The 15681-nt window shown below is 54.7% G+C and carries 11 protein-coding genes and 5 tRNA genes; 4 read left to right on the forward strand and 12 right to left on the reverse strand.

Annotated elements, in window-relative coordinates:
- Positions 1-48 precede the first annotated feature (48 nt).
- Positions 49-1392 (reverse strand): tRNA (N6-isopentenyl adenosine(37)-C2)-methylthiotransferase MiaB, encoded by a 1344-nt coding sequence (miaB, locus tag ACT3RU_RS11700; protein WP_192527540.1) that lies wholly within the window; start codon positions 1390-1392, stop codon positions 49-51.
- Between the two features lie 184 nt (positions 1393-1576).
- Here miaB and ACT3RU_RS11705 point away from each other — a divergent pair.
- The 3 genes from ACT3RU_RS11705 to ACT3RU_RS11715 all read left to right on the forward strand — a co-directional run bounded on the left by ACT3RU_RS11705 (position 1577) and on the right by ACT3RU_RS11715 (position 1904).
- A tRNA-Asn gene (locus ACT3RU_RS11705) sits at positions 1577-1652 on the forward strand.
- 46 nt (positions 1653-1698) lie between these two features.
- Positions 1699-1774: transfer RNA gene (locus ACT3RU_RS11710), tRNA-Asn, on the forward strand.
- 54 nt (positions 1775-1828) lie between these two features.
- A tRNA-Asn gene (locus ACT3RU_RS11715) sits at positions 1829-1904 on the forward strand.
- Positions 1905-2175: 271 nt separating this feature from the next.
- Here the strand turns inward: ACT3RU_RS11715 and ACT3RU_RS11720 are convergent.
- Positions 2176-4263 (reverse strand): carboxy terminal-processing peptidase, encoded by a 2088-nt coding sequence (locus ACT3RU_RS11720; protein WP_192527539.1) that lies wholly within the window; start codon positions 4261-4263, stop codon positions 2176-2178.
- A gap of 137 nt (positions 4264-4400) precedes the next feature.
- On the opposite strand from ACT3RU_RS11720, the gene ACT3RU_RS11725 reads away from it, so the two are divergent.
- The gene (locus ACT3RU_RS11725) at positions 4401-5705 is read left to right on the forward strand and encodes a M18 family aminopeptidase (protein ID WP_192527538.1); all 1305 of its coding nucleotides are present in this window, start codon (positions 4401-4403) and stop codon (positions 5703-5705) included.
- Positions 5706-5777: 72 nt separating this feature from the next.
- On the opposite strand, the gene ACT3RU_RS11730 is transcribed toward ACT3RU_RS11725, so the two are convergent.
- The 10 genes from ACT3RU_RS11730 to ACT3RU_RS11775 form a co-directional block, all read right to left on the reverse strand.
- Positions 5778-5854 (reverse strand) — tRNA-Met (locus tag ACT3RU_RS11730).
- A 75-nt stretch (positions 5855-5929) separates the two neighbouring features.
- Positions 5930-8119: a cation:proton antiporter gene (locus ACT3RU_RS11735; RefSeq protein WP_192527537.1), complete on the reverse strand. Its 2190-nt coding sequence runs from the start codon at positions 8117-8119 to the stop codon at positions 5930-5932.
- Between the two features lie 185 nt (positions 8120-8304).
- Positions 8305-9396: a redox-regulated ATPase YchF gene (gene ychF, locus ACT3RU_RS11740; RefSeq protein ID WP_192527536.1), complete on the reverse strand. Its 1092-nt coding sequence runs from the start codon at positions 9394-9396 to the stop codon at positions 8305-8307.
- 82 nt (positions 9397-9478) lie between these two features.
- Complete coding sequence (gene pth / locus ACT3RU_RS11745) at positions 9479-10060, reverse strand: aminoacyl-tRNA hydrolase (RefSeq protein WP_087106784.1); 582 nt, start codon at positions 10058-10060, stop codon at positions 9479-9481.
- Between the two features lie 196 nt (positions 10061-10256).
- Positions 10257-10895 (reverse strand): 50S ribosomal protein L25/general stress protein Ctc, encoded by a 639-nt coding sequence (locus ACT3RU_RS11750; protein ID WP_192527535.1) that lies wholly within the window; start codon positions 10893-10895, stop codon positions 10257-10259.
- Between the two features lie 96 nt (positions 10896-10991).
- Entirely contained in the window at positions 10992-11933 is a 942-nt protein-coding gene (locus tag ACT3RU_RS11755) for a ribose-phosphate pyrophosphokinase (RefSeq protein ID WP_018916716.1), read from the reverse strand.
- Between the two features lie 57 nt (positions 11934-11990).
- Positions 11991-12065, reverse strand: a tRNA-Gln gene (locus ACT3RU_RS11760).
- A 30-nt stretch (positions 12066-12095) separates the two neighbouring features.
- Positions 12096-12971: a 4-(cytidine 5'-diphospho)-2-C-methyl-D-erythritol kinase gene (gene ispE, locus ACT3RU_RS11765; RefSeq protein ID WP_192527534.1), complete on the reverse strand. Its 876-nt coding sequence runs from the start codon at positions 12969-12971 to the stop codon at positions 12096-12098.
- Positions 12972-13026: 55 nt separating this feature from the next.
- Positions 13027-13668, reverse strand: a complete 642-nt coding sequence (gene lolB, locus ACT3RU_RS11770) for a lipoprotein insertase outer membrane protein LolB (RefSeq protein WP_087106778.1) — start codon at positions 13666-13668, stop codon at positions 13027-13029.
- Positions 13669-13750: 82 nt separating this feature from the next.
- Positions 13751-15529, reverse strand: coding sequence for a tetratricopeptide repeat protein (locus tag ACT3RU_RS11775; RefSeq protein ID WP_192527533.1), 1779 nt, complete (start codon positions 15527-15529; stop codon positions 13751-13753).
- Positions 15530-15681: the final 152 nt, after the last annotated feature.

Genomic DNA, 15681 nt, shown 5'->3' on the forward strand with positions numbered 1-15681 from the left:
CTTACTGCCCCAACCGGGTTGGGGCAATTACCTAAGATAATATAGCGGTCAGTAACGCTCGGGGGAGGCGAGTTCGCCACGCAGCGAATTGGGGAATGCCTCGGTAATTTCAACATCCACAAAGTAGCCGATCAGCTCGGTAGGGTTGGCGGCACGGAAGTTAACCACACGGTTGTTCTCCGTTCGCCCAGAGAGTTGGCCGGGGTCTTTTGGTGAAAAGCCGGTGACCAAAATGCGCTGGGTAGATCCCACCATGCGGCGGCTGATCTGCGCCACGTTTTGCAGAATACGCTCCTGCAAGATAGCCAAACGCTGCTTCTTGACGCTTTCTGGGGTGTCATCCGGCAGGCCTGAGGCGGGGGTGCCTGGGCGCGCCGAGTACACAAAACTAAACGAGTGATCGAAGCCAATCCGGTGGATCAGGTTCATCGTGGCTTCAAAGTCTTCCTCGGTTTCACCCGGGAAGCCGATAATAAAGTCCGATGAGAAGCTGATATCCGGACGGTTGGCGCGCACGCGCTCCATCTTCTCAATGTACTCTTCGGCCGTATGGCCACGCTTCATGGCGCTTAGAATCCGGTCGGAACCCGATTGCACCGGCAGGTGCAGGTGGCTGACCAGCTCCGGGATGTCTGCAAATGCATCCACCAGGCTATCGGTGAACTCAACCGGATGCGAGGTGGTAAAGCGTATGCGGTCAATGCCGTCTACTGCAGCGATGCAGGCAATCAGCTCGGCAAGATCAATTTCATCACCGTCGTCGTTGTCGCCTCGGTAGGCGTTAACGTTTTGGCCCAGCAGGTTGACTTCGCGCACCCCTTGATCGGCCAGATGAATAACTTCATCCATGACCTTTTCAAACGGACGAGAGACCTCTTCACCGCGGGTATAGGGCACCACGCAGAAGGTGCAGTATTTGGAGCAGCCTTCCATGATCGAGACAAAGGCCGTTGCGCCATCTGATTTGGGCTGGGGCAGGTGATCGAACTTCTCGATTTCCGGGAAGGTTACATCGACCGCGGCAATTTGATTGTTGCTGCGCGCATCCAGCATGGAGGGCACACGGTGCAGCGTCTGCGGGCCGAAAACCATATCCACGAAGGGTGCACGCTTGCGCAGCGCTTCGCCTTCCTGGCTCGCCACGCAGCCGCCTACGCCAATCACCAGGTCCGGGTTGGCGTCTTTTAGCTTTTTCCAGCGCCCCAGCTGATGAAACACTTTCTCCTGCGCCTTCTCACGAATTGAACAGGTGTTAAGAAGGATAACGTCAGCTTCCTTCTCGTTGTCGGTGAGTTCAAGCTGGTGAGATTCACCGAGCAGATCCGCCATACGGGAGGAGTCGTACTCGTTCATTTGGCAGCCGTGCGTTTTGATGAAGAGCTTCTTCGCCATCGGTACCTGTCGTCTATGGGTCGTCGGGGGGACGAGGAATGAATGGGGTATCGTTTTAGCAGCGTAGGCTACTGTTGAATAATCCTATTATACGGGCACAAGAAACCGGGGGCTAGCATTCCCCAATAATCGATACTTGACCTTGGCCTCTAAATCCGTATACTACGCACCGTGTTTGAGAAGTTCCTCGATAGCTCAGTTGGTAGAGCAAATGACTGTTAATCATTGGGTCACAGGTTCGAGTCCTGTTCGAGGAGCCAACACTTTACAGGTTGGTTCTGCTTAAAACACAATAGCTTAAGATGTTCCTCGATAGCTCAGTTGGTAGAGCAAATGACTGTTAATCATTGGGTCACAGGTTCGAGTCCTGTTCGAGGAGCCAAGCTTACTATTTTACTACCTGTTTCGGTATAGCCTCCTATAGGTAGCGCGTTATTCCTCGATAGCTCAGTTGGTAGAGCAAATGACTGTTAATCATTGGGTCACAGGTTCGAGTCCTGTTCGAGGAGCCATCTACTTGCCTTTTTAGATTCACAGTGTGCTTCCTTTGTGCCTAGTTCTGAAAAGCGTGCTTCGGTCTGTTTTCTAGCTCCCCTGATCTTTATTATCTATTCAAACCTTTATTACCTCTTTATCGTCTCTAAGTCGTTATTAACGCCTGTAAAATTATTAGCACCCGCTGCCTAACGGTATTGGGTTGATTTCGCGTATCTGGCGGGTCAAAAGTAATGCGTAAAAAGCGCCGACCTAAAAGGCCGGCGTCATACAGCGATCAATGGTTATTTAGCGTGCCGCCATTCGCTGGGCTTGTTGAAATTGCGCGTAATCCAGCAGGATTTCTGCGGCTTCTAGTACGGGAGCGCGATCAGCGGGCATGCCTTCATCATCTCCGTTTTCGTCAGCATCGTCACTTGGCTCGCTGCTTTCCAGGCGTGCATCCATCCACTCGTCTAGTTCTGGCAGTTTGAGTGCCCGGCGACGCTGGTTCTCTAGCGAAAGCTGCTCGGCCTCTTGGGCCTCAAGCTCACGCTGGCGCTGCTCGCGGTTCAGGCTCACGCTGGTGTGCTGCTCACGTAGCTGGCGGGCCAGCGTGGACTGACGCTCAACATAGCGGAAGTTGGGGTTCTCTTTGGCGCGCGCTGCGTGTTGGGTGCTCAGTGCGCCCATAAAGGTTTCCGGCGTTCCGTAGCGACGATACTGAACATCTTGAACAGTATCCCAGCCAAGGGCGTTATCCAGGCTGCTTTCTCCGATCCGTTCTGGGTCGATTAAGCTCGGGAAGCTAATGTCAGGCTCAACCCCACGGTTTTGCGTGCTTTTACCGGTGATGCGGTAAAACTTGGCGCGGGTCAGCTTGATCTGCCCATGGCTCAGGTCGTTCAGCGTTTGTACGGTACCTTTGCCAAAGGTTGATGAGCCTACTACCAGGCCGCGACCATAGTCCTGAATAGCGCCTGCAAAGATTTCCGAGGCAGAGGCGGAAAGACGGTTAACCAGCACGGTCAGCGGACCATCGTAAAGTGTGCCTGCGTCGGTATCGCCGTACAGCTGAATGCGCCCTTGAGCGTCACGCACCTGTACGGTGGGGCCTCGGTCAATAAACAAGCCAATCAGCGAGTTGGCCTCTTGAAGCGCGCCGCCGCCGTTATTACGCAGATCCAGCACAATGCCTTCTACGCCTTGCTCTTTTAAACGCTCAACTTCACGGGCGACATCGCGTGTGGTGCTGCGATACTCCTCTTCGCCCGCCTGCCAGGCGTCAAAATCAACATAGAAAGTAGGAATGTTAATGACCCCAATGGGATGGGGTTCGCCGTCTCGCTCAACGTTGATCACTTCGCCATGGGCCGCCTGGTCTTCAAGGCTTACGGTATCGCGAGTGATCTCGACAATATGCGAGCGGGTCATGTCCACCGCTTGGGCGGGCACGATATCCAGGCGGACGACGGAGCCTTTGGGGCCACGAATCAAGTCAACGACATTGTCCAGGCGCATGCCCACAACGTTGACCATTTCGCCCTCTTCCTGGCCAACTGCAATGATGCGGTCGGCAGGTTCCAGGACATCTGCACGGTCAGCGGGGCCGCCGGGCACCAGGCTTGCTACTTTTACGTATTCGCCATCGGCCTGCAGCAGCGCGCCAATGCCTTCCAGCGAGAGGCTCATCTGGATGTCAAAAGACTCGCTTTGGCGTGGTGAAAGGTAGCCGGTATGTGGGTCAATCGTGCTGGTGACCGCTGCCATTATCAAGCCGAAGACATCTTCTGATTCGGTTTGGCGTAGTCGGCTAAGCTGGCCTTCATAGCGCTGGCGCAAATTGTCGACTATCTGCTCGTCATCCTGGTCGGTAAGCGCGAGCGTTAGCGCGTCATTTTTTAACCGCTTGCGCCATAGCTCATCAAGTTCGCTCTCGCGGGTGGCCCAGGGAGCATTTTCGCGATCAATTTCCAGGCGCTCATCGCTATCAAAGTTAAACGATAGGCCTTCATCAAGACGTGCAAGCAGCCATTCAACCCGCGCAATATTACGTTCGCTTAGCTGGTTATAAAGCGCGTAAGCATCATCCAAATCGCCGTTAAAGAGTGCTTCCGCCATATCATTTTCATAATGGCGGTAGGGCTCTATATCGCGATTCAGTAAATAAGCGCGTTGACCATCGAGGATATCCAGGTAGCGTTGGAAGGCCTCCTGTGACCACTGCTCATCAAACGTTATGTTGGCGTAGTGGCCGTAGCGGAGCGCATCCGCAATTTCTACTGCCGCTTGGCGTTGTTCGTCGGTCGGCGCAATTTGTGCCATAACTGCCGGGCTGGTAACAACCAGCATCACGGCAAGGGCGACCGAGCGCGAAAGCGTTGCAAACAAGCTCATCAGTCAAGCTCTCCCGGATTTGTGTACACTCATTCTTCCCTAGACCTGCTTGTGACCTATGTGTTGCGTAGGCCAGGGGGCATTGTAGCAGGTCGTTTGCTCTATGAGACTCAATCATTACTGTTATGAGGATTTCCATGTCCGAAGCTTTCAACGCCGATCGGCTAACGCGGTTATGTGATTTTCTACGCCAGTCGCCCACACCTTGGCATGCAACGAAGGCAATGGCCGAACGCTTGGAGAAAGCAGGTTTTCAGCGTCTCCATGAGACGGCTAATTGGCAGCTGGCGCCTGGGCAGCGCTATTACGTTACGCGCAATGATTCTTCAATTATCGCCTTTCAGTTGCCAGGCGATACGCTGAAAAGCTTGCGTATGCTGGGCGCGCATACGGATAGCCCCGGATTGCGCTTAAAGCCTAATGCCACACAGCACTCTGCAGGTTGGTTACAGCTTGGCGTGCAGGTGTATGGGGGCGTACTGTTGGCACCCTGGTTTGACCGTGATTTAGGATTAGCCGGGCGCGTACATGTGCGCCATGCGGACGGGCGGCTGGAAAGCCTGCTGCTGAATGTTGACCGGCCTATTGCGATGGTGCCGAACCTGGCAATCCATCTGGATCGCGACGTGAATTCGGGCCGTGCTATTAATCCGCAAACGCAAATGGCGGCGGTACTGCTGCAAAGCGATAGCACCAAGCTTTCTGAATTGCTAGCCGCTTGGCTTGAGGAGCAGCACGGTGTGCGCTCCGCTGAGGTGGTGGATTTTGAACTGGGTTTTTACGATGTGCAGCCGCCTTCGCTCGTAGGTGTTAAGCAAGAGCTCATCGCCAGTGCGCGCCTGGACAATCTGCTCTCCTGTTTTATTGGCATGGAGGCCTTGCTCGAAAGTGATGGTAGCCAGGGGGCGTTGTTAGTGGCGAACGACCACGAGGAGGTGGGTAGTGCGAGCGCTTGTGGTGCGCAGGGGCCGTTTCTGGGCGATGTGCTTAAGCGCATCAATGCACAGGTAGGAGAGGGCAGCGAGGAGTCGCTGATCCAGTTGATTCAGTCATCGTTGATGATTTCCTGTGACAATGCGCATGCGTTGCATCCTAACTTTCGCGATAAGCATGATGAGCAGCATGGCCCAGCCATTAACGGCGGCCCGGTTATCAAGGTGAATGCCAGTCAACGCTACGCCACCAATAGCGTAACCGGTGCGCTATTTCGTGATGTGTGTCGCGAAGCCGACGTGCCGGTACAGTCGTTTGTGACGCGGGCGGATATGGGCTGCGGTAGCACCATTGGGCCGATTACGGCGACGGAGCTTGGCGTGCCTACGCTGGATATCGGCGTGCCACAGTGGGCCATGCACTCTATCCGTGAAACGGCGGGTACGCGTGATGTGGAATACCTAACCCGAGCATTGAAAGTGTTTCTGAATCGGCCGGCGCTTGGTTGATGCGCACTAGATAACGCCCAGCAACGAAAAAGGCCCGCTGACTAAGTCAGCGGGCCTTTCGCTATTCGGTGTTGGTGGCTACGCCCTGATTTGAACAGGGGACCCCATCATTATGAGTGATGTGCTCTAACCAGCTGAGCTACGTAGCCTTTCAACGGGGGCGTATATTAACAGCTTTTTTCCGCTCGTCAATATTTTAACGTAATAAGCGCTATGCCCAGTAGTTACTCGTTGTCTTTTTGAGGTTGTTTGTCTGGTGGCATTACGTTGGGTAGGGAATGGCTCTTCCCTGGTGGCTTGTCAGTGAGTTTGTGAGGGGGCTTAGGAGAGGGCCCGTAATCGTTCCCGGAAAGGCTGGGCCGCTCTGTTGCCTTGTGCCAAATGCGATGTAAACCACGCTGTATATCGTCGAAAACCTCTTGAGAGATTAAGCGGTCTTCTACCATTTCTTCCATGCTTTCAGCACTTCGGCGCAGCGCATAAAGGCGTAACATGCGTTGCTCAAGTTGATAGGCGTGACGACCAAACTTTGCTTCCGTCTCACGTATCGCTTGGTCGACGGCGCTGATCCTTATATTGAGCACCTCATCAAGTAATTCAGCCATGCGCTGACCGAATAGCGGGGTTAGCCGCTGCGTAGTGTAATGACGCAACTCTTCTAGTACCGCCCTGTGGCAAATTAATAGCTCAAAGCGGTTAGATAGCAGACGTGTCAGCGGCCAGCGAATCCCCATATGCTGGTGAAGAAAGGTACACAGCTTAACCCCGCGAGTGTGTGAGGTTATTTTTCGTGTTTCTCTGTTATAACCAATGCGGCCCTCTGAGCGAGCCGCATCAATGGTTCTGCCGCTGGCGCGCATCATCGTATCCAGGTTATGGATACTGGTGACGCCGTTTCCGTAGCGCGGAATCAGGTCGCGCTCTCGAACAGCCAGTGTCACCAGCGCAATTGCCATACGGTCTCGTTCTGGTAGCGCTTGATCAAGCTCGAAAGGGGCCGTTTCGATGGCCATATCACGACGAAATTTAGCAATGACATCATCGGTGATGGAGGGGTCAATGTTGAAGTTCTGTGCCGTGCGCTGTACCGCGCTTTCAACCTCAATGGTCGAAAGATGAATAGCCTGTTGCTGAAGCGCTTTATCATAAGGGTTTAGCTTATCAAGCTTTAGCTTGCGAATGACCGCCTGAAGGCTGGTTCCATTAACCAATAGGCTGAATAGTACAAAGCCGGTGGCCAGGATAGCGACAAAGTGGCGAACATCTGCTGAAAGCGCTGTTTGCTCTGCAACGCCAAGCGCTAGTACGAGTGTGACTGCGCCACGTAGCCCGCCCCAGGTGATAGCCAGCTTATAGCTGGCGCTGATCGGCGTTGAAAGCTTGAGTCGATTCAACAGCGGCAGAAAGCCAAATAGAACGATGAGGCGTGCCAGTAAGGTCGCCAGAATAATCGTTACGAGTAACGGTAGCCACGCAAGAGTCATCCCTTCCAGCATTTTTGGCACTTGCAGCATGGCGAGCAAAAACACCATGGCACCCGCGACGGAGGCAATTTGCACCCAGAGAAGTTGCAGGTATTCCCAATTGGCGGGCGACGTCCGCGTTCTGCCTAAACCGTTGAGCACCAGGCCTGCGGCTACGACGGCGACAACCCCCGAAACACCGAAGCTTTCGCCCAGCAGGTAGGTGGGGTATGGCAGAGAAAGCGTGATGGCTATCTGCGCTTTGCCATCGTTGCCGATAAGAGCGAGCGCCTCTGCACCGATACGCCCGATGATAGCGCCAAGGATCAAACCGCCACCCAAGGATAACGCTAGCATCCCGGCCACCTGTAGCGCAGTGGTAGCGACATGGTCGGTAAGTGAGGCGAGTAGCACGCTGACAATCGCGATTGCGGCCGCATCATTGAGCAGGCTCTCGCCTTCCACTAGACGGATTAGCCGTGGAGGTGCTCCAACGCTACGAAAAATGGCAATGACGGCGGATGGGTCAGTTGTCGCGATGACAGCGCCAAGTAACAGCCCAACAGGCAGCGCTGCTGCGCCTAGCAGCCATATAGACAGGCCCACCATACCTGTAGCAACGAAAACAGCCACTACCGCAAGGAGTAAAATAGGCGCTGCATCAGGCACCATTTCACGAACATCAACACTGAGCGCTGCCTGGAATAACAGCGGGGGGAGAAAGATCCACAGATATATTTCAGCAGGCAAGGATGCTGATAAGAGAGGATCAAAGAGATCTATGGCAGGCCACAATGTCGACAGGGTAGCGTAAGAGAGCCCCAGGGTGATGCCTGTTAACGCCAGCAGCGTCGCTTCAGGAAACGCCGTACGTGCAGAGAGCCGTTGCACCAGCGCAATGATTATAAGCATCAGGCTGCCAAGTAACAGCACTTTGTACAGTGTTTCCATAGGTATCAGCTTCCGGTTGAATAAGCTCTGATGCCTCAGTATTAGTCGGCTGGTCGTAGGATGCCACTGAAAAATTAAGAAAAAAGAGGTAGGGGCGTTGCCTGAAGGCGGCAGATGAAGAGACAAATTGCCATGGGCGCAGGAGTGCGCCCATGGCAGGAGCTAGCAGGTTACGGGGTGGTCAATTAAACATTAAACCGGAAGTGCACCACATCACCATCTTTCACAATGTACTCTTTGCCTTCCAAGCGCCATTTGCCCGCATCCTTGGCACCTTGCTCACCGCCCAGTGATACAAAATCGTCATAGGCGATCACTTCTGCGCGGATAAAGCCTTTTTGGAAGTCAGTATGGATAGCGCCAGCAGACTCTGGGGCCGTAGCACCCTGTTTTACTGTCCATGCGCGGACTTCTTTTACGCCTGCAGTGAAGTAGGTTTGCAGGCCCAGTAGGGCATAACCTGCGCGAATAACGCGGTCAAGGCCGGGCTCTTCCATGCCCATCTCACCCAAGAACATGGCGCGTTCTTCATCTTCCAGCTCAGCGATTTCAGCTTCCAACTGGTTGCAGACGGGCACCACGACCGCGCCTTCTTCGGTAGCGATCTCTTCAACGATATCCAGGTAAGGATTGTTCTCAAACCCGTCTTCATTGACGTTAGCGATGTACATGGTGGGCTTTAGGGTTAAAAAACCAAAGCTTTTCACCTGACGCTTTTCGTCTTCATCCAGACCGAAGCTGCGCAGTGGGTGGCCTTCGGCCAGGTGCGGCTCAATCTTGTCGAGGATGGCTTTGGTTGCGATGGCATCCTTATCGCCGCCTTTAACCGAACGCAAGAGCCGCTGGCTGGCCTTCTCAACGGTGTCCAGATCCGCCAAGGCAAGCTCAAGGTTAATCGTTTCGATGTCGGCGCGAGGATCAACCTGGTTGGCAACATGGATAACGTTGTCGTTATCAAAGCAGCGCACCACGTGGGCAATCGCTTGGGTTTCGCGAATGTTGGCAAGAAATTTATTGCCCAGACCTTCACCCTTGGAGGCACCTGCCACCAGGCCCGCGATATCGACAAACTCCATGGTCGTGGGCAGGACTCGTTCAGGTTTGACGATCGCAGCCAGCTTGTCCAAACGTGGGTCAGGCATGGGGACGATGCCTACGTTGGGTTCTATCGTACAAAACGGGAAGTTTTCCGCATCAATGCCTGATTTTGTCAACGCATTGAAGAGCGTGGATTTGCCTACGTTGGGTAGGCCGACGATACCGCAATTAAAGCCCATAAATTCATTCCTGGTCGCTAGGCGCGCGCTAACGAAAGGATGTGTTCAGCGCGGGTCTAAAGTGAAAAAAAATCGATAGTAACTATTTTACGCTATGCAGGCGATTCATGGCTTTAGCCCAATCGCCATCAAGTGCAAGCGGGAGTGTGGCTTCGCATTCGTTAAGCACATGATCAATGGCCGCCTGCTCGTCTTTGCCGGGCCGACCAAGCACGTAGTGAGTTACCTGACGTGCCTCACCTGGGTGACCGATGCCGATGCGTAGACGGTGGAACTGCTTTTGATTGCCAAGTGCGCTGATGATATCGCGCAGGCCGTTATGACCACCGTGGCCACCGCCTGTCTTATAGCGCGCCTGCCCCGGGGGGAGGTCTAACTCATCATGAGCGACCAGTAAATTCTCGGGGGCAAGTTTAAAAAACTGGGTAAGCGCTGCCACAGAGGCACCGCTTCGGTTCATGAAGGTGGTAGGGTTGAGCAGATGAAGCTCGTGGTCGCCCACGCGGGCCTTGGCATACAGGCCGAGGAATTTCTTCTCCGGGCGCAGTTCGGTATGGGCGCTGCGCGCAATGGCATCGACCAGCCAGAAGCCCGCATTGTGCCGGGTGGCATCATACTCGGCGCCGGGGTTGCCTAGTCCTATCAGGGCCGTTACCTGACTCATTGACCTACCTCCAAAAAAATCCGGGCGTATTCTTGACGTCGTGCGTCATTGACGGCTTGAGGTGCAGTTGCAAAAAGGCAAGTCGCAAAAAAGATCAAGCGCCGAAGCGCTTGATCTTATCATTCCCGGGTCATACGGGTATGGCCCGGGCCAGGTACGTATTCAGCCATGAAGGCGATGCGCACCCTTATCGGCCTTACTCAGCGCTGGTGCTTTCTTCGCCTTCGCCTTCGCCTGCTTCTTCGTCATTACGTACTTTAACTTTCGTAATGCTGAGAATGGCGTTGTTGTGTTCCTCACCGTGAGACAGGTCAACGGAGGAAACGCCCTTCGGCAGTGTCAGGTCAGACAGGTGCAAAATCGTGCCCAGCTCAACCGCGGAAATATCAACTTCCAGGTAGTCAGGCAGGTCTTTCGGCAGGCAGCTGATAGCAACTTCGTTAGCCAGTACGTGCAGTTCGCCGCCCTGGTCTTTGATGCCCACACACTGCTCTTCGCCGATTACGTGAAGCGGTACGTTCATGGTGATTTCATGAGTAGCGTCAACACGCAGGAAGTCAGCGTGAGTCAGAAGCGGCTTGTAGGGGTGACGCTGAAGATCACGTACCACTACTTGCTCTTCTGTACCATCGATAACCAGCTTGATTACTGAGGAGAAGAAGACTTCGTCTTCAATCGCTTTGTAGAAAGCAGTCTTTTCTACAGAGATTGATTGCGCGCCTTTTTCACCGCCGTAAACAACGGCCGGTACTTGTTGGTTCGCACGACGCAGGCGGCGGCTCGCACCTTTCCCCAGGTCGTTACGAACGCTGGCTTTCAGGATAAAATCAGACATGTAATTTGCCTCTTGGTTTAAGTAAGGAAACGCCGCCGCCCGCGACCAGACGACGACGCTCCCAAGGCCCCAGAAGGGGGCTATATCGTTAGGCGATCAGTGGAACATCGCGCTAACAGATTCTTCGTTGCTAACCCGGCGGATCGCTTCTGCAATCAAACCGGCAACGCTCAACTGACGAATTTTTCCACTGCGACGCGCATGGTCGGCAAGCGGAATAGTGTCGGTCACGACAACTTCGTCCAGTACAGAGTTGGTGATATTGTCAACGGCAGGGCCGGACAAGATCGGATGTGTAGCATAGGCCACTACGCGTGCAGCGCCATGATCTTTCAGTGCTTCACCGGCTTTGCAAAGCGTACCAGCGGTGTCGATCATGTCGTCAACGACTACGCAAGTACGGCCTTCAATTTCACCGATGATGTGCATCACCTGAGCCTGATTGGCTTGGGGGCGACGCTTGTCGATAATCGCAAGATCAGCATTCAGCTGTTTGGCGATAGCGCGAGCACGAACGACACCGCCTACGTCGGGTGAAACCACGACCAGGTCAGCGTAGTTTTGGCGCTCGATATCATCCAGAAGGATCGGCGAGCCGTAGACGTTGTCTACCGGTACGTCGAAGAAACCCTGAATTTGGTCGGCGTGCAGGTCCATCGTCATTACGCGATCAACACCCGCTTTTACCATCATGTCCGCAACCACTTTAGCGGAAATAGGTACACGAGCAGAGCGTACGCGGCGGTCCTGACGTGCATAGCCGAAATACGGCACGACCGCCGTAATCCGCGCCGCTGAGGCACGACGCAGAGCATCAACCATCAGGATCAGCTCCATCAGGTTGTCATTCGTCGGTGCACAGGTGGACTGGAGGATAAACACGTCCTTACCGCGCACGTTCTCATTGATCTCGACTGCGATTTCGCCGTCGCTAAATTGGCCAACCGTGGCATTACCCATGCGGCTGTCCAAGCTCTCGGCAATTTTTTGAGCGAGTTCGGGATTGGCGTTCCCGGTGAAAACCATCAATTTTGACACGCGCAGCCACCTTTGCAGTGTTTGGAATCAGGGGAGAAAACGCAGATCATGTCAGGTTGGCTGGGGTACCAGGATTCGAACCTGGGAATGCCGATACCAAAAACCGGTGCCTTACCACTTGGCGATACCCCAGCAATAACCTAATGCGATGACCGGGCGCTTTCAGCAGCCCAGAGCATCTTGTAGGGGAGAGGTGTTCAGTCCGCGTGCGACCCATGTCGGCCAGCGTTGACCTGCCAATTCAGCGACGGTACGTGCGGTTTGTTCAGACTCAAACGTCGCAAACAGACAAGCGCCAGTACCGGTCAGCCGAACAGGTGCATACTGCGCGAGCCAATCAAGCGCTTCCGCCACCAGCGGATAGCGTTTTTTAACGATGGCCTCGCAGTCGTTACGCCACTCAGACGCTCCCCCCTGCAGTGCGCGCGCCATAGTAATGGGGCGGCTGTCGCGTGTCAATTCCGGGTCCTGGAAGATCAGGGGGGTTGAGACACTCACTTTCGGGTGAATAATCACAAACCAGGGCGTATCCAGCGTCACGGAGGTCAGCTTTTCACCGATACCTTCAGCCCAGGCGCTGTGTCCATAAATAAATACCGGTACATCGGCGCCAAGCTGCAAGCCCAGCTTGGCCAGTGCCGTCGCTGAAAGCCCTAATTGCCACAGCTTATTTAACCCCAGTAACACGGTGGCAGCATTCGAGCTCCCTCCGCCAAGCCCGCCTCCCATCGGGAGCTTCTTCTCTATGGTCAGCGTAGCCCCTGGCATAGCCCTTGGAATAGCCCCTTGCGCAGTGCCTGCTGAGCGCTGAAGCAGGCGGGCTGCGCGAACCATCAGGTTGTCATCGTGAGCCACACCGTTTACCGGAGTGGCGAGCGTGATATCGCCGTCATCGCGCAGGGTGAGTGTGAGCTGATCACTGATATCAACGATTTGAAACAGGGTTTGTAATTCGTGGTAGCCGTCGTCACGACGGCCCACAATGTGCAGCATGCGATTGAGCTTCGCAGGTGCGGGCAGTGTAAAAGAAGCAGACATTAAAGCTCTCACGTGACTTGAATTAGGCGCGACAACTCAACGGGCGCATAAACCGTTATTGAGAGCGCCACTGGTTAACGACCAGGGTGATGCGTACATCGTCATAGTTCATCACCAGGCGGCGAGGTAGCCACATACCTTCAACCTCTTCCCAGTCGCGGTAATCAATTTCCCAGCCATCCTGCTGCATGTGCTGCGGAAAGCCCAGCTCGTCGGTTTCCAACTGATAACTTGCATGTTCACCGGGCAGGCCGCGCACCCAGTCAGGCATGGCGCTAACTGGAAGCGACCAGCCTAACTGCTCTTCCATCAGTGCTTCCGGTGTTTCTGCTTCAAATCGGCCATCACCCGTGGTTAGCGAGAAGCGACCTTCACGACCTTCAAGTACGCTGCGGCCCCCACCAAACGGCCCGCTGATCAGCATGCGAAAATAGTGGGGGTGTTGGCTCCAGTCCAGGTTGGCGCTCTGATTCTCTTGTGGTGTGCGAAGGCCTGCTTTGCCGATCAACGTCCAGGTATCAAAAGCGTCAATATCCGCTTGCTGGCGTTCCCATTGACCTGCTTGGCGGCCACCTTCTTCCATCGGGCCTTGCGTCGCGCACCCGGCAAGTAGCAGTAACGCTATGCTGGCAAGAAAGAGGCGAGGGGCGCGTGCAGTGCTGGTAAAGCGCATAAAAGTGGGCAGTGTGTTCAACATAACAGGCTCCATGTCAATGTGTTGAAAGGGTAATGGCAGCATCTTAATGGCGTATCGAGCATAAAGGGAGGCGCCAGCCCCGTTAGGGAGCACCTGACGGGGTTAGTTCAGGATGACGTTCAAGTAACGCGTCAACCTGCGGGTGACGCGTTGTGCTATCAAGCACCAGTTGGATTAACGTGCGAGCCTCATCGCTACGACCAAGGGCATGTAAGACTTCGGCCAAATGAGCGGCCACTTCCTGGTCGGGCATCTGGTTATAGGCACTTTCAAGCCAGGAAAGCGCTTCTTCATTTTGGCCCAGTCGGAAATATACCCAGCCCATGCTATCAAGTATCGCCGGGTTGCTGGGGTCTTCTTCGTAGGCGCGCTCAACCAGCTCGCGGGCTTCTTCCATGCGTCCTGGCAAGTTAAGATCTGCCAAGGTATAGCCCAGTGCATTTAAGGCATTTGCGTTGTTGGGTTCAATACGCAAAAGCTGACGTAAATCTTGCTCCATTCCTGGGAAGTTGCCTCTCTCCCAAGAGCGCATGGCACGTAAATAAAGCAGGTTAACGTCATCTGGCGTGCGAGCCAATTCGCGGTCAAGTAACGCTAGTGCTTCATCGGGCGCGTTCAGTTCGTCCAGCAGTTGAACTTCAAGGGCGACCAAGTCGCCAAAGTAATTTTCATAGCGCATTCGCTCAATGCGTAAAAAAGCCCGCGCATCCATCACACGGTCATCGTCAATCAACATTCGAGCGGCGGCCGCCCGGGCGGGTAAAAACTCGCCTCCCTCGCTTACCTGGCGGTAATAAATCAGTGCGTTATCGGTATCGCCTTGGGACTCCGTGATAGTGCCCAGCAGGTAGTAGGCAAGATCGGGAACGTTGTCCTGACTTGTGAGTGGCTGCAACAGGCGGTAAGCAGGCTCGCTGTAGCCTTCCTCAAGGTAAAGTTGCGTTAGGGCCAAGCGTAAACGCTGGTTACCGTCATGGCTTTCCAGTAGCGCATCCGTTTGTACTTCTGCGGCGGCAATATTATTCAAACGAATTTCGGCTTGAGCCAGCAGCAGCGTAAACCGTACGTCATCGGGGACAATGCTGGCGCCTTGTTGCGCGGCTCGCCTGGCGGTGTGTAGATCGCCAGTTTCGAGCGCCAGTTGCGCTTGGGCAAGCCAAAGCGTCGCCGATTCTGGCGCTTGCTTTGCAACGTCGTCCAGATGCGCTTGCGCTTGGCGGGTATTGCCAAGCGCTGATTCAAGTAGCGCAGTGGCAAGCAAGGCATCGCTATGATACTCAAGCTGCTCTGCACTGGGTTGAGCCAAGTGGGCGCGCATCGACTGGGCCAGTAAGTTGAGCGGTGCGCTCCCTTCCGTGATAGCGATGTCGACGAAGGCCGTAAGCTCGCCATTGCCGCCTGCTTGAGTGATCGCTAGCCGCTGTTCAAGGCTGTCCAGCCAGTCACCTCGCTGCAAAGAGATCGCAGCCAGTAGCTGGTTGGGCGCTTCTGCCGAGGGGGCCAGCTCACGCCAACGCAGTGCGGATGCCTCCATTAACGCTACATCGTCACCAAACCGAGCCGCAAAGGTGGCGCGTTCAGCCAGCGCCGGAGCGCTATAACGTTGCGATGCCTCCAGGTAGCCTTGGCTGGCAGAGCGGTAATCGCCACGTTGGCCCGCTAATTCCGCCGTAAGCAGCGTACGTAGCCCATCGGCGTCCAGACCGCGGGTAATAGGTGGGGCCGACTGCATGGGGTCAGAAGCTATCAGGTCTGGCAAGCCGCCTTTATAAGAGGGTGCTGACTGGCAGCCGCTCAGGAATACCACGGTGGCGGCCAAGGGCAGTAGGGATGAACCCAATTGTAGTGAGCGAAGGGGCATGCGTCTCTCATTTTAGTGGCCGAGCGTTCAGCATAGCGGCTTGGCTGGCTGCGGCAAAGTGATGTACGCCAGATGTTAGTGTGCTGTGATAGAATAGTCGCCCTTGAAAGGCTGGCAGATAAGCGCAATTGAGTAATGATCAGCCGTTGCCC

The organism is Halomonas sp. TP35 (assembly GCF_052375975.1).
Lineage (GTDB): Bacteria > Pseudomonadota > Gammaproteobacteria > Pseudomonadales > Halomonadaceae > Vreelandella > Vreelandella citrativorans.